The organism is Bacillus sp. JK106 (genome assembly GCF_053663355.1).
The window spans coordinates 249149-263663 of sequence record NZ_JBSJQC010000003.1 but is presented as its reverse complement, the minus strand read 5'-3'; the positions used below and the strand labels follow the sequence as shown (position 1 = coordinate 263663).

15 protein-coding genes and 1 riboswitch are annotated in these 14515 nt (G+C 45.3%); of the genes, 13 read left to right on the top strand and 2 right to left on the bottom strand.

Annotated features, from left to right (window positions below; genetic code table 11):
• Window positions 1–119: 119 nt before the first annotated feature.
• Both sigX and ACWJJS_RS11815 read left to right on the top strand, forming a co-directional pair.
• Window positions 120–704 (top strand): RNA polymerase sigma factor SigX, encoded by a 585-nt coding sequence (sigX, locus tag ACWJJS_RS11820; RefSeq protein ID WP_003153399.1) that lies wholly within the window; start codon window positions 120–122, stop codon window positions 702–704.
• Entirely contained in the window at window positions 679–1740 is a 1062-nt protein-coding gene (locus tag ACWJJS_RS11815) for a sugar dehydratase (protein WP_454023683.1), read from the top strand. Before sigX ends, ACWJJS_RS11815 begins: the two co-directional genes overlap by 26 nt.
• 46 nt (window positions 1741–1786) lie before the next feature.
• Here the strand turns inward: ACWJJS_RS11815 and serA are convergent, their stop codons facing one another.
• Complete coding sequence (gene serA / locus ACWJJS_RS11810) at window positions 1787–3364, bottom strand: phosphoglycerate dehydrogenase (protein WP_003153401.1); 1578 nt, start codon at window positions 3362–3364, stop codon at window positions 1787–1789.
• A gap of 205 nt (window positions 3365–3569) precedes the next feature.
• A riboswitch (FMN riboswitch) is annotated at window positions 3570–3704 on the top strand.
• A 146-nt stretch (window positions 3705–3850) separates the two neighbouring features.
• On the opposite strand from serA, the gene ACWJJS_RS11805 reads away from it, so the two are divergent.
• Window positions 3851–4423 carry an ECF transporter S component gene (locus tag ACWJJS_RS11805; RefSeq protein ID WP_003153402.1) on the top strand — a complete coding sequence of 191 codons (573 nt, stop codon included), beginning with the start codon at window positions 3851–3853 and terminating at the stop codon, window positions 4421–4423.
• A gap of 139 nt (window positions 4424–4562) precedes the next feature.
• On the opposite strand, the gene ACWJJS_RS11800 is transcribed toward ACWJJS_RS11805, so the two are convergent.
• Window positions 4563–4811: a ferredoxin gene (locus tag ACWJJS_RS11800; protein WP_003153403.1), complete on the bottom strand. Its 249-nt coding sequence runs from the start codon at window positions 4809–4811 to the stop codon at window positions 4563–4565.
• Between the two features lie 268 nt (window positions 4812–5079).
• Here ACWJJS_RS11800 and ACWJJS_RS11795 point away from each other — a divergent pair, with 268 nt between their 5' ends.
• The 10 genes from ACWJJS_RS11795 to prsW all read left to right on the top strand — a co-directional run bounded on the left by ACWJJS_RS11795 (window position 5080) and on the right by prsW (window position 14386).
• A complete protein-coding gene (locus tag ACWJJS_RS11795) occupies window positions 5080–6138 on the top strand; it encodes a helix-turn-helix domain-containing protein (protein WP_146284411.1) in 1059 nt (352 codons plus the stop codon).
• Complete coding sequence (locus ACWJJS_RS11790; RefSeq protein WP_151140299.1) at window positions 6131–7621, top strand: RecQ family ATP-dependent DNA helicase; 1491 nt, start codon at window positions 6131–6133, stop codon at window positions 7619–7621. Before ACWJJS_RS11795 ends, ACWJJS_RS11790 begins: the two co-directional genes overlap by 8 nt.
• A gap of 14 nt (window positions 7622–7635) precedes the next feature.
• Window positions 7636–8223: a CPBP family intramembrane glutamic endopeptidase gene (locus ACWJJS_RS11785; protein WP_025649801.1), complete on the top strand. Its 588-nt coding sequence runs from the start codon at window positions 7636–7638 to the stop codon at window positions 8221–8223.
• Window positions 8201–8971, top strand: a complete 771-nt coding sequence (locus ACWJJS_RS11780) for a LysM peptidoglycan-binding domain-containing protein (RefSeq protein WP_071391679.1) — start codon at window positions 8201–8203, stop codon at window positions 8969–8971. The genes ACWJJS_RS11785 and ACWJJS_RS11780 overlap by 23 nt, the downstream gene beginning before the upstream one ends.
• A 68-nt stretch (window positions 8972–9039) precedes the next feature.
• Entirely contained in the window at window positions 9040–9498 is a 459-nt protein-coding gene (locus tag ACWJJS_RS11775) for a YpbF family protein (RefSeq protein WP_007409443.1), read from the top strand.
• 86 nt (window positions 9499–9584) lie between these two features.
• On the top strand, window positions 9585–10373 hold the full coding sequence (locus ACWJJS_RS11770; protein WP_017418049.1) for a metallophosphoesterase: 789 nt from the start codon (window positions 9585–9587) through the stop codon (window positions 10371–10373).
• Window positions 10374–10524: 151 nt separating this feature from the next.
• Window positions 10525–11109 carry a genetic competence negative regulator gene (locus ACWJJS_RS11765; RefSeq protein WP_003153412.1) on the top strand — a complete coding sequence of 195 codons (585 nt, stop codon included), beginning with the start codon at window positions 10525–10527 and terminating at the stop codon, window positions 11107–11109.
• A gap of 160 nt (window positions 11110–11269) precedes the next feature.
• On the top strand, window positions 11270–12544 hold the full coding sequence (gudB, locus tag ACWJJS_RS11760) for an NAD-specific glutamate dehydrogenase (RefSeq protein WP_003153413.1): 1275 nt from the start codon (window positions 11270–11272) through the stop codon (window positions 12542–12544).
• A gap of 105 nt (window positions 12545–12649) precedes the next feature.
• Window positions 12650–13633, top strand: a complete 984-nt coding sequence (locus tag ACWJJS_RS11755; protein WP_012117874.1) for a YpdA family putative bacillithiol disulfide reductase — start codon at window positions 12650–12652, stop codon at window positions 13631–13633.
• A gap of 96 nt (window positions 13634–13729) precedes the next feature.
• Window positions 13730–14386: a glutamic-type intramembrane protease PrsW gene (gene prsW, locus ACWJJS_RS11750; protein ID WP_070082044.1), complete on the top strand. Its 657-nt coding sequence runs from the start codon at window positions 13730–13732 to the stop codon at window positions 14384–14386.
• The last annotated feature ends 129 nt before the right edge of the window (window positions 14387–14515 follow it).

Here is a 14515-nt window from a genome sequence, read left to right as displayed (position 1 = left end):
TAAAAATTTAAGAATATGTTAATATAAATTCCCTTCCAAATTCCAGTTTCTCGTAATATAGTTGTAATGTAACTTTTCAACGCATTTTTACGACAAAAAAGTGAACGGAGGGGTTTCCCATGGAAGAAACCTTTCAGATATTATACGATGCATACCATCAAGATTTATATCAATTTTTATTTTATATGGTAAAAGATAAGTCGCAGGCTGAAGATTTGACGCAGGAAGTGTATATCCGCGTCTTGAATTCCTATCATACATTTGAAGGAAGAAGCAGTGAAAAAACATGGCTGTTGTCCATCGCACGCCATGTGGCGATTGACTGGTTCCGCAAGCAGCAGACGATCAGACAGCGTATTATGGGTACGTTTGATTGGGATACACAAGATGTCAGAGATCAGCATTTGCTTCCGGACGAACTCGCCGTACAGCATGAAAATGTCCGGGAAATTTATACCGCGCTTGATCATTGCACCATTGATCAAAGAGCTGTTATTATCTTGAGATTTATTCAGGGATATTCCATTCAGGAAACAGCCGCCGCTCTCCGCTTCTCGGAAAGCAAAGTCAAAACGACCCAACACAGAGGGCTCAAAATACTTCGGAAACAGATGGAGCTTTTGAGGGAGGAGCTAATGGATGATGAAGTCATATTGGAACGAAGAAAGAGTAGAGGAGTTGTTAAGACAACTTCCGGCGGTTAGAGATCATCGTTCACCCGAGGCCATTTACCGGAATATTGAAACGGGTAAACCGTACAGGAAAAAACCGGCCCGAAGCTGGATCGGCCCCGCCGCAGCCGGCATCTGCGCATTGTGCATCGCTCTGATTATTTCTCCTCACCTGATGACAAACAAATCTGCCGGTGATCTTACAGCTGACAGCGGTCAAGCTGAAAAAGCCAGTCAGTCAGCTGCTGTCAAGCCGGATCAGAAGACGTTTGTCGTTTCTAACGAAAACAAAAACAATTACATTACTTTAGCGTTTGCCGATTCAGATACATCCGCCGTCATTCCGGTCAGTTTTGAAAAAAAGAAGCCTGACGAATCGGTTTCAGAGGCATTATCTGATGCAGAAAACTTAGAAGTGCCCGAATCTTTCCTTTCTGTGCCGAACCTTTTGGACGGTGTGCAGGTAACGGCGGATAAGAAGGATTTGCTTGTGCAGGTAAACGGACGTCTTTCTATCGAATCAGCTGCCGATGCTGACTTATTGAAAAAGATGCTGAAAGAGACTTTGACATGGAGTCCTTACGAGCGGATTAAATTGAAAAAGGTTCAAAACGGAGCCGGACAGGATTTTTATAAATCTTACGGCATTTCCGCTGAGATGTCCGTACATAAACAGACAAACCGGGCGTATTTTTCTTACAGCGACAGTCTGGGACAAGAGTATCTCATCCCGTCTGAACAAACCTATTATTCAGTATATCAGGCTATTGACGGGATGAAGACAACAGACGGAGGCTCAAAGACCGCGAGCATTATAGAAGCAGATGCGATTGCATCGGTATCGGAAAGGGAAGACGGCGAGCAGCTGCGAATCCAATTGTCCGAAAAACATAAAGTTGAAGATTCGCTGGAAGGCATTTTAATGATCGAAGGGCTTTTGTTAACCGCGAAGGAATTCGGTTATTCTGAGGTGCTGTTCACACATGCACACGCAAAGAAAATCGGTAATTATGATGTGACAAAACCTATTGCTGTGCCTGCCGCGCCTAATCCGCTTCCGACCCATTAAACGTAAAAAAACCCAAAACATATGAATGTTTTGGGTTTTCTGTTGGTTACGGAAGGTCAATCAGTTTAACGGAAACAATATCCTGAACTGAAGTCAGCTCATTGACGACTTTATCATCTAAATGTTTATCAAAAGAAAGCATCATAATGGCTTCTCCGCCTTTTTCTTTACGGCCTACCTGCATGGTAGCGATATTGATATCGTTATCGCCGAGGATGCGTCCGACGCGTCCGATTACACCAGTCGTATCCTGGTGCTGGATATAAACGAGGTGGCCGGCAGGATTTAAGTCAATATTAAAGCCGTTCAGTTCAACGATTCGTTCACCGAAGTGAGGGATATACGTAGCCGTTAACGTAAATGTGCTCCGGTCTCCGGTTACTTTTACGCTGATGCAGTTATCATATCCTGATTCATTTGAGGAAATCTTCTCGCTGAAGCTGATACCGCGTTCTTTTGCTACACCGCCGGCGTTCACTTCATTGACCGTTGAGTCTACACGCGGTTTTAAGAAACCGGACAGCAGGCTTTTTGTAATAAATGATGTTTCAAGTTTGGCGATGGTGCCTTCATATTGAATCGCAACATCTTTGACAGGTTCCTTCATACATTGTGACACGAGACTTCCGATTTTATCGGCAATTTGGTGATAAGGCTGGATTTTTTTGAATTCATCTTTCGTCATCGCAGGCAGGTTGATCGCTGACATGACAGGCAGACCTTTTGCAAACTGCAGCACTTCTTCAGAAACCTGTGCCGCGACATTCAGCTGTGCTTCTTTCGTTGAAGCGCCTAAGTGAGGTGTGGCGATCACCAGCGGATGGTCGGGAAGCTTTGATTCAACTGGCGGTTCCACTTCAAACACGTCAAGGGCAGCGCCTGCGACATGGCCGCTTTCCAGCGCTTCCAAAAGCGCCGCTTCATCAATAATGCCGCCTCTTGCGCAGTTGATAAGACGGACGCCTTTTTTCGTTTTGGCAATGGTTTCTCTGTTAAGCAGTCCCTTTGTTTCCTTTGTTAAAGGCGTGTGGACGGTAATGATATCCGCGCTTTCAAGCACTTCTTCGAATGTCCGGCTGTTTACGCCGATTTTGCCGGCTCTCTCTTCGGTTAAGAAAGGATCGAATACATGAACCGTCATACCGAACGCTCTGGCGCGCTGGGCAATCTCACTTCCGATCCGGCCCAGACCGACAATGCCTAAAGTCTTTCCGTAGAGCTCCGCCCCGACAAAAGCCGTCCGGTTCCATTCTCTTGATTTTACTGAGATATTGGCTTGCGGGATGTGTCTCATTAATGAAGAAATCATCGCGAATGTATGCTCTGCCGTTGAAATGGTGTTTCCATTCGGCGCGTTTATCACGATAACTCCATGTTTTGTGGCCTCATCAATGTCGATGTTGTCTACGCCGACACCGGCTCTGCCGACGATTTTTAAAGAAGTCATCTTTTTAAACAATTCTTCGGTTACTTTTGTGGCACTGCGGACTAACAGGGCATCAAAGGTATGTAATTCATCTTCTGCATCCGCGACGTTTTTTTGAACAATTTCTATAAAGTCTGATTCCATCAGCGGCTTTAAGCCGTCATTGCTCATCTTATCTGAGACCAAAACTCGAAACATTGTTAGATTTCCTCCTAGTTTAGCTGACTAAATATCTGATAATTTATCATATTCTTAATAGAGTGTCAATGTGTATTGACGCAGTAAAGGAGAAAAGGAAGCCGATAATTCAGTTAAAATGGGCTTCATCAATATTTTATATAAAATTGAGCAGTTCTCTATACAATTACAATTTGATCATATATAATGTGAATAAATTCATAAGATCAATCTTCGGGGCAGGGTGAAATTCCCTACCGGCGGTGATGAGCATCACGCTCTAAGCCCGCGAGCTGCTTCGGCGGCAGGATCCGGTGAGATTCCGGAGCCGACAGTATAGTCTGGATGGGAGAAGATGGAGGTTCAGCAGACGTTTTGATGCTTATATCAAACGTTTCTTTGCCAATCCTTAGTAAGCTCCCGCTTTTTAACAAAAGCGGTTTTTTTATTGGGGCGCAAAGAACCTTTCCACTTTTCGAGAGATTTGATCGAAAAGGAGAGAGCATTGTGAAAGTAAAAAAATTAGTTGTCATCAGTATGCTTAGCAGTATTGCGTTTGTGCTTATGCTGTTAAATTTCCCGTTTCCGGGGCTGCCGGATTACTTGAAAATTGATTTCAGTGACGTTCCTGCAATTATCGCCATTTTGGTTTACGGGCCTGCGGCGGGGATTGCGGTTGAAGCGATTAAAAATATTCTGCAGTATATCATTCAAGGAAGCATGGCCGGCGTGCCTGTCGGGCAGGCAGCCAATTTTATCGCGGGAACGCTGTTTATTCTGCCGACGGCGTTTATGTTTAAAAAGCTTAATTCTGCAAAAGGGCTTGCAGTGAGCCTGCTGGCCGGAACCGCGGCGATGACCGTGCTGATGAGTATTTTGAACTATATTCTTATCCTGCCCGCGTATACTTGGTTTTTACATTCACCGGCATTGTCAAACAGCCAGTTGAAAACGGCGGTTGTCGCAGGAATTCTGCCGTTTAACATTGTAAAAGGCATTATCATCACCATCGTCTTTACGTTCATCTTTACGAAGCTGAAACCTTGGATTGAACAAAAACGCAGCATCCAAACACAATAAAGGCTTAAAGCGTCCGCTCTGTGAAGAACAGCCGGGCGCTTTTTTTGTTTGTGCTGATCGGCAAAAAAATAAGACTCCGGCCGATAACAGCCGGAGTCTTATTCAGGACGAAAAAGCTCCTCTCACGGGGAGGGCTTTTTTATTCGTATTTCAGCGGGTCGCCTTCGAACGGTTCATCCGCAACTTTGATTGAATCAGTAGGGCATCCTTCAAATGCGTCAATCATATCTTCTTCCAGAACTTCCGGAACTTCGACGACACCTTTATTTTCGTCAAGCGTAACGAACGCAATGCCTTCATCATCATAATCATAAATGTCTGGTGCCGCAGCTCCGCAGGCGCCGCATGCAATACACGTATCTTTATCTACAATTGTGTACTTTGCCATGAATAAAACCTCCCAGATTGTTCGTGTTGGAACAAATGGTTTACCTTATATATTTTTAAATATAACACCTATTCCTCTTACTTATTGTAATGATGTTAGTGTCAAATTTCAACAGAAAAATGATTGAGAATGCTTATCACATAAGGGATTCTCTTTAGCACTTCCCCCTAAAAGATGACTTTAAACGTCAAATTTATATGAAAATCTGTTAAAATAAAAAGAACCAAAAAACGAAACTTGTCACAAAAGAAATGTAGGTGTGTTTAGATTGGCGATAAACTACTTTGATACCGTGGTTCTCGACTGTCTGGACAAAATAGACGGCGAACGGACTCCGAGTGCTGTGTTTCATTTATTAAAAGGAAAAAAGTCGTCTCAAACCATTCAGGATGCCGGCTTATTTCAGATCGCTAAATATTTCGGCATGGCTTCACAGTGTGAACGTGGCGATATTGCTGCTTCTTTGCATAAACTCACCGAGAACTCATACATTACAGCCGGAAAAGAAGAGGGAACGTGGAAAGTGACTGCGCGCGGCGTTCAAAGGCTTGAACGGGCGTTTGCCGAGCGGCCTTGGCCGAAGCACTGCCACGGCGCGAATTATCAAACGCCTGCCGTCACTCTGTGGAGGCGGCTTTCCCTGCTCATTCAAGTCCTGTCAAACAAAGAGCATCAATGCAGTCAATATATCCCGGTTACCAACGATGTGCAGACGCTGAGATGGGTCAAACGGTTCATGCGGAAAAACAGAGATGCTAAAGAGCTTTCCATCCAAATGCATGACGCGCTGTTTCAGCTTCTGCAAGGCGTAAGTGAACGGCAGGCGCTTATTTTTGTCTATTCTTTAACTTCATTCAACAGAATCGGCAAAACGAATAAGCAGCTCGCTCTCCAGCTGAACGAAGATGAATGGTATGTGTCCGTCCAGTTTTGGGGAGCGGTACATTATGTTATTCAATCGCTTCCGCAATGTGCATATCCCGCTCTGCGCGAGCTGTTGTCCGATCTGCAGGCGGAAAGCGCGCTGACACAGTCTGCCAGAAAAACCTTTGAGCTGTTGGAAAAAGGGTTTCCGATTGAACGGATCGCCGCGGTCAGAAATTTAAAAACCGCCACAATCGAAGACCATATCGTAGAAATATCATTGCATCAGCCTGCATTTTTTATAGAACAGTATCTTTCTGAAGAGGAACAGCGTATGATAACGGCATTTGCAAAACAGCATCAAACGAATAAAATTAAACGGATTCGCGAAGGAATGCAGATGCGCTTCAGCTATTTCCAGATCAGGCTGGCGCTGGCAAAGACGGTGAATCAGCATGACTGAGCTGCATAAAGCTTTATCCAGGTATTTTGGTTTGCATTCCTTTAAAAAAGGGCAGGAAGAGATTATGACTAGCGTGCTCCAAAAAAAGGATACGATCGCCATGCTTCCGACCGGCGGGGGGAAATCATTATGCTATCAGCTCCCGGGTTACATGATGGACGGGCTGGTGCTGATTATTTCACCGCTTCTTTCATTAATGGAAGATCAGGTGCAACAGCTGAAAGCAAAAGGAGAAAAGCGGGTTGCGGCATTAAACAGCATGCTGAATTCCGCAGAGCGGCATTTTATTCTCAGCAACATCAGCCGGTATAAATTTCTCTATATGTCTCCTGAAGCCCTTTCTTCACCTTATGTACTGAACCGTTTGAAAAACGTTCCGGTCAGTTTATTTGTTATTGATGAGGCTCATTGCATATCAGAATGGGGACATGATTTCAGGCCTGATTATTCGAAGCTCGGGCCTTTCAGACAGGCACTCGGAAAGCCGCCTGTATTGGCGCTGACCGCAACAGCGACAAAAGAAACGCTCAGAGACGTGACGGATGTGCTCGGACTTGAGCATGCTGTGCGTCATCTTTATTCAGTCAACCGGCCGAATATTCTCCTGGCGGCAGAACATTTGGCTGATAATGCCGAAAAAATAAGCAGGCTCACGGAGCTTGCCGAAAAGCTTGAAGGCCCGGGTATCATATATTGTCCGACCAGGAAATGGGCGGAAGAGCTTGCGGCTGAGCTGAATGAAAAAACGGGAAAGCGGACGGATTATTATCACGGCGGAATGGATACAGGGGACAGAATCTTGATCCAGCAGCAATTTATCCATAACCAGCTTGATTGCATCTGCTGTACCAATGCGTTCGGCATGGGTGTGGATAAGTCAGATATCCGCTTTGTCATTCACTTTTATCCTCCTCAAACGGCCGAGGCCTTTATGCAGGAAATCGGCAGAGCGGGACGCGACGGCAGCCCGAGTGTCAGTATTTTGCTGAGGGCGCCCGGCGATACCGAGCTTCAGCAGCAGATTATTCAGACAGAAAGCCTGTCTGATTATGATCTGGAAGGCATTCTGGCCGTCATACGGGATGCCGGTACGGGTGATGAGCGAAAGCTTCGGGACGTTCTGATCAACAAGGGCGTACAGGAAACACAGGCGCGAACGGCCGTCCATCTGTATCTGCAAGGAAAAACCACAAAAGAGCAGCTGCAGGAAGAACTGACATACCGCGTGGAAAAGAAGCTGCGTAAAATGAACTGTTTTTCGGCGTTATTAGAGCGGAAAGAATGTATAAGAGAAGCGCTGCTGTCTTATTTTGATGAATCGTATGAGCCTGAAGGTCAAACCGGACAATGCTGCAGCAGCTGCGGACTTGATCTGGCTCCGTACGAGCAAAAAGGAGAACGGAAAAACATGGAACGGTTTGAAGATTGGAAGCTGGAATTAGGCCGGATTTTCGGTTCAGAGTCTGCGGGTGAGTTCAGCTGAGACGGCAAAGCGAATTGATCCAGCAGCTCTCAGACCGGGAGATTGTGATACAGCTGTATGCCACCCAATTGCTCATATTGGCGGTTTCAGCTGTTATCGGCTTTTTCTTTTTCACCGACATTCACGATTTTTTAAAGCTGTGGCATATACGTGACGATAATATCATATGGTACGGTGTAACTCTTGCCGTCCTTGTCATTTTTGCCGATCTGGCGGTGATGAAATGGTGTCCTTCGCATTTATATGATGACGGCGGCATTAATGTATTGCTTTTTAAGAACAGGCCGGTTCTGCACATTTTATTTTTGACGCTTCTCATTTCGTTCAGCGAAGAGATTTTGTTCAGAGGCGTTCTGCAGACACATATCGGCTTATGGGCCGCCAGCTTCATTTTTACCGTGCTTCATTTCAGATACATGGCGAAGTGGCTTCTGTTTATGATGGTTGCGGGCATCAGTCTTTTGCTGGGGCTTATCTATGAATGGACCGGCAATTTATTCGTTCCGGTTACAGCGCATTTTATTATTGATGCGGTATTTGCCTGTCAGATCCGTTTTCAATATGTTAGGAGGGGTTTCTATGACGGAAATGTCAAGAGTTGAAAGAAGAAAAGCTCAGCTGCGTGCCGAGCAGCAGGTTGCCGCGGCCGCGGATGAACAAATTGAATATCTTGAAGACAGCCTCCCGACAAGACAATCTGTAAAAGAGGAGCGTAAAAAAAAGGAAGAGCAGGTGAAGGAAAAAACCAAAACAAAAACGCCGCTGTTCACTTTTCTGACCGTCCTGTTCATTATCGTAACAATCGGTGTCTTTTTCGGTCTTCTTTATATGACGAACAGCAGCAGATTTGACCCGAAGGACTATGAAGATGTCTTCATTGACCACAGTGAAAGCGCGCCTGCCGTTATTCCGAAAGGCGCTCAGAAAGAAACGTCAGAAACCGCTCTTTTAGAACAACCGAAAAAAAAGTCTGACGACAAAGATAAGAAAGAAGCGGCTGCATCTGAAAAAACAAAAGAAAAACCAAGTGAAAAAACACCTGAAAAAACGGAAACACCCTCAGAAAAACAAGTAAAGCCGACAGACACCGAATACGCGGAGACAAAACAGCAGTCTCCGCCGGCTGTCCGTGAAAAAGCGGCTCCGGCTGCCGCGAGTGATCAAGCCGGGACTGTCCCGAAAAAAGTGCGGACCGTACAGCATACTGTACAGCCGAAAGAAACGCTTTACCGCATTTCAATGAAATATTATAAAAGCCGGGCGGGCGAAGAGAAAATCCGCAGCTACAACGGATTAAACGGAAACGACGTGTACACCGGCCAGGTTCTGAACATTCCGCTGTCTGATTAAAATAAATGCATGTTTTCACCGTGTTTTTCATATAGTGTACCAATGAAAACGGACAAGGTGTGAAGCGCATGGATTCTTTATGGAAGCAATTAGACCGATTTGCTGACGGACCGACGAAACAAATGCTTCAGGCGCTGGTGAAACGGAAATTAAAATACGAAAATTATGCCGCACAATGCCGAAGATGGCAGTGGGCGTCCCTCGTTTGTTTTTCCCTGATGTGTATACTGCTGATGTTTAAAAGCTTTAATGCCCCCCAAGCCTCTCCGCAGCTGATTCTGCAGGAAATATTAGGCCATACGGTTTATTTGTGCTGGATTATGGCTTCCGCTTTTGCGTACTGCACTTCTTATTATTTTAAAAAAAAGGAAGAAAAAGCTGAGGGTGAATTTCATAAACTGAGATGTGAAATTATCCAAAAAAGCACGGATTTATGGCCCCAGCCTGAAAAATGGAGGGCGAGAGAATCTGTTTTTCACTTGATGAAACATCGGTATGATATCAATCTTTATTTTGAAAGCAAATAAAATGAGGCGTTTTCCGGAAAGGATAGAAACGTCTTTTTTTGTTTGTCCGTCTAATGTAAGACAATGACAGAATGGAGAGTGCGTTTATGAAGCTTACAGCGGGAATTCTCGGCACATTGGCGGGAGCGGCTGCGGTTATGGCGGCCGTCATGTACAAAACGGCAAACGGCAGCCATTTGAAAACACATACATTTACGCTTGATAAAATGAAAGGGATGAAGCCGCTCACCATCTTCTTTATATCTGACGTGCACCGCCGTTTAATTGATGAAAAGCTTCTCCGCGAAGCGGCAGTTTATAAGCCGGATGCCGTTTTGCTCGGCGGTGATTTGGCGGAGGGCGGAGTTCCTTACGCCAGAATTGAAGAAAACATCAAACGTCTGACGGCTCTCGCGCCTGTCATTTATGTGTGGGGAAATAATGATTACGAGGTCAGCCAGCAAAAATTGCTCTCACTTTTACGGGCATACAAAGTGATTCCGCTGAGAAATGAATCGGTTCAGTTTGCTTATAAAGGGGAAACCGTTACGATCTGCGGGGTGGATGATATCAGGATGATGATGGATGATTACGAATCTGCAATCAGATATACGGATGCTGACAAAGTAAACCTCCTGCTTTGCCATAATCCTGACATCCATGAGCAGATGAGGGAGTCAGACGGGATTGACGCTGTGTTCAGCGGCCATACGCATGGCGGCCAAATCCGTTTCGGCCGGTTCGGGCCGTATGAATTGGGCGGGACGGGAACGGTAAAAAAAGCGCATTACCTGATCAGCAACGGCTACGGGACGACAAAAGTTCCGCTGAGGCTCGGGGCGAAGCCGGAGACGCATATGATTACGCTGTGCGGACCGGATGAGCCGTTTTCCTGAAACAAACCCGGCCGCGGTGATAAAAAACGGCATTCTGCTTGTCTTCCCGCTGTACACGGTGTAAACTGATAACAAATTAAGAACCTATGACTCATTTATTCATATACTGTGTTATATGATTTGTGTGCAAGAAGAGGCAGGAGGGAACATTATGCGGCTTGAGCGTCTGAACTATAATAAGATTAAAATCTTTTTAACCCTCGACGATCTGACTGATCGGGGACTGACAAAAGAAGACCTCTGGAAGGACTCGTTTAAAGTCCACCAGTTATTTAAAGATATGATGAATGAAGCAAATACAGAGCTCGGCTTTGAAGCGAATGGTCCGATCGCGGTGGAAGTATATTCTCTTCAGGCACAAGGTATGGTTGTGATTGTAACGAAAAATCATGACGCGGACGCAGAAGATGACGAATATGACGATGATTATATCGAGATGCAGGTCAAACTTGACGAAAGCCCGGATATTATTTATCAGTTCCATTCGTTTGAAGATATCATTCAGCTAGCCGGAAGCCTTCACCGAATCGGGATTACCGGCGGCACCGTCTACCACTATGAGAACCAATACTATGTAAGCCTTGAAGACCTCGGCTCCCGTTCCGCCGAAGGTGTCATCGCGGTGCTGGCTGAATACGGACACCCGGCGACGATTACGATTTACAGGCTCCATGAGTACGGAAAACTCATCATGGACGGCAATGCTGTGGAGACCATCCAGAAACATTTTTCATAAAAAAGATTTGAAGCGGCAGCTGTTTTCAGCGGCCGTCTTTTTTTAAGCGAAATAATGGAAAAATCATTGTCTTTCTTCTATGCACGGAGATATTGAAGGTGTATACTAGTCACTGAAAGGGAGCATGAGAGAAACAGAAGATTTTAGGAGGTTAACTCAAATGGCAGCCGATCGATTCACCGGTCATAATGAAGAAGACAAACATGATGTATTAAAATCAACCCAAACCGTAATACATAAAGCTCTGGAAAAATTGGGGTATCCAGAAGAAGTGTATGAACTGCTGAAAGAGCCGCTCAGATTATTAACGGTTAAAATTCCTGTTCGGATGGATGACGGGTCTGTGAAAATATTTACAGGCTATCGTGCGCAGCACAATGATTCCGTAGGTCCGACAAAAGGCGGCATTCGTTTTCACCCGAATGTAACTGAAAAAGAGGTGAAAGCACTTTCCATCTGGATGAGTTTAAAATGCGGAATTATTGATCTTCCTTATGGCGGTGGTAAAGGCGGAATTGTTTGTGATCCGAGAAATATGTCATTCAGAGAGCTTGAAAGGCTGAGCAGGGGATATGTAAGAGCAATCAGTCAGATTGTCGGACCGACTAAAGACGTCCCGGCACCTGACGTATTTACAAACTCACAGATTATGGCTTGGATGATGGATGAATATTCAAGAATTGATGAATTTAACTCACCCGGCTTTATTACGGGAAAACCGCTTGTACTCGGCGGATCCCACGGCAGGGAATCAGCGACGGCAAAAGGCGTCACCATCTGCATAAAAGAAGCGGCCAAGAAAAAAGGTCTCGATATTCAGAACGCGCGCGTCGTCGTACAAGGTTTCGGAAATGCGGGCAGCTATCTGGCTAAGTTTATGCATGACGCCGGCGCGAAAGTTGTCGGAATTTCTGACGCGTACGGAGGCCTTTACGATCCGGACGGTCTTGATATTGATTATCTGCTTGACCGCAGAGACAGCTTCGGAACGGTGACGAAGCTTTTCAATGACACCATTACGAATCAGGAGCTGCTTGAGCTGGACTGTGATATACTTGTCCCGGCGGCGATCGAAAACCAAATTACAGAAGAAAACGCTGACCGCATCAAAGCGAAAATCGTGGTAGAAGCGGCAAACGGACCGACGACACTGGAAGGAACGAAAATCCTGACAGACAAAGGAACGCTGCTGGTTCCCGATGTTCTGGCGAGCGCCGGCGGTGTAACGGTTTCTTATTTCGAATGGGTTCAAAACAACCAGGGCTTCTACTGGAGTGAAGAAGAAGTCGAGGAAAAACTGGAAAATATGATGATAAAATCGTTTAATAATATTTATGAAATGTCCCAAAACCGCCGGATTGACATGAGGCTTGCGGCTTACATGGTCGGCGTGCGGAAAATGGCTGAGGCTTCGCGTTTCAGAGGCTGGATATAAACCAATCGTTTGCATAAACAAAAAAAATCTCCTATGATAATATAGGAGATTTTTTATATGAGTGGAAACTTATGATGGAAATGCCAATCGCAGGAGTTGAAGGACATGACAGAAGAAAAAGCAATTATAATAGGCGGAGGTCCTTGCGGATTATCGGCGGCTATACATCTGAAGCAAATTGGCGTGAACGCGCTTGTGATCGAAAAAGGGAATGTCGTAAACAGCATTTATAACTATCCGACCCACCAAACTTTTTTCAGTTCAAGTGAAAAATTGGAGATCGGCGATGTTGCCTTTATTACGGAAAACAGAAAACCGGTCCGAATACAGGCTCTCTCTTATTACAGAGAGGTTGTCAGAAGAAAAGAGCTGCGCGTAAACGCCTTTGAAACGGTGGAGCGCGTAACGAAACAGGAAGACGGCCGTTTTCTTGTAGAAACGTCAAAAGACCGCTACCTCACTCCGTTTTGTATCATTGCGACAGGATATTATGATCATCCGAATTATATGAACATACCGGGTGAAGGGCTTCCTAAGGTATTTCATTACTTTAAAGAAGGCCATCCTTATTTTGATAAAGATGTTGCTGTGATCGGCGGGAAAAACTCAAGTGTGGACGCGGCTTTGGAACTCGTGAAGTCCGGTGCGCGCGTCACGGTGCTCTACAGAGGACATGAGTACTCCCCGAGCATCAAGCCGTGGATTCTGCCTGAGTTTGAGGCCCTTGTCAGAAACGGCACAATCCGGATGGAATTCGGCGCTTGTCTTGAAGAAGTGACGGAAGATGAAATCATTTTCCGCTCCGGCCGAAATGAGACGGTCCGGCTGAAAAACGATTTCGTATTTGCCATGACGGGATACCATCCCGATCACGGTTTCCTCGAAAAAATCGGTGTGCGGATTGATGCGGAATCAGGCCGGCCGTTTTTCCGGGAAGAAACGATGGAAACAAATGTTGACGGTGTTTTTATCGCCGGAGTCATTGCGGCTGGAAATAACGCCAATGAAATTTTTATCGAGAACGGCCGTTTTCACGGCGGCTTGATCGCAAATGAAATATCAAAACGGCTGGGTGCAGAGAGCATATGATCATTCATATGCTCTTTTTTAAAAAAATTGAAAGATGTAAAAATATGAACAACATGGTACCATAGATATAGGAATATAAAGGAAAGAGGTTGCCTGATGTTTGCAATCATCTCTGCAGGAATTGCTCCCGGCATTGCGCTGTTAAGCTATTTTTATTTAAAAGATCAGTATGACAATGAACCCGTACATATGGTGCTGAGGTCTTTTTTTCTCGGGGTTGTCCTTGTGTTTCCGACCATGTTTATCCAATATGTTTTTGAAAAAGAGCATGTGGGGGGAGGAAGCTTTTTCGTTTCGTTTTTGTCTTCGGGATTTTTGGAAGAATCGGTGAAATGGTTCGTTCTGATGATCAGTGTGTACCCGCATGCTCATTTTGATGAGCATTATGACGGAATCGTTTACGGGGCCAGTGTGTCTTTAGGCTTTGCCACGCTTGAAAATATTCTGTATTTATTCGGCCACGGCGTTGAGCATGCTTTCATAAGGGCGCTTCTGCCGGTCTCCTGCCATGCGCTGATCGGAGTGATTATGGGGTTTTATCTCGGAAAAGCCCGCTTTTCGCAGAAAAAAGCCCGTGTCAAATGGCTTGTGATTTCGCTGGCCGTCCCTTCATGTCTGCACGGTTCGTACGATTTTATTCTTACCGCCCTCAATCATTGGGTATATTATATGCTGCCGTTTATGCTGTTTTTATGGTGGTTCGGGCTGCGAAAGGCAAAAAAAGCACGCTCCGTCAATATGATCCAAGTGTGAAGAAACCGCGCATCGCGTGCGGTTTCTTTTTTTATGCCTTGATGAGGGATAAGAAGGAAACGGTGTATAAAAATATCCGCGTGACAGACAATACGGGTACACTTTAAATTTTGCAGTAGGAGGCTTGAA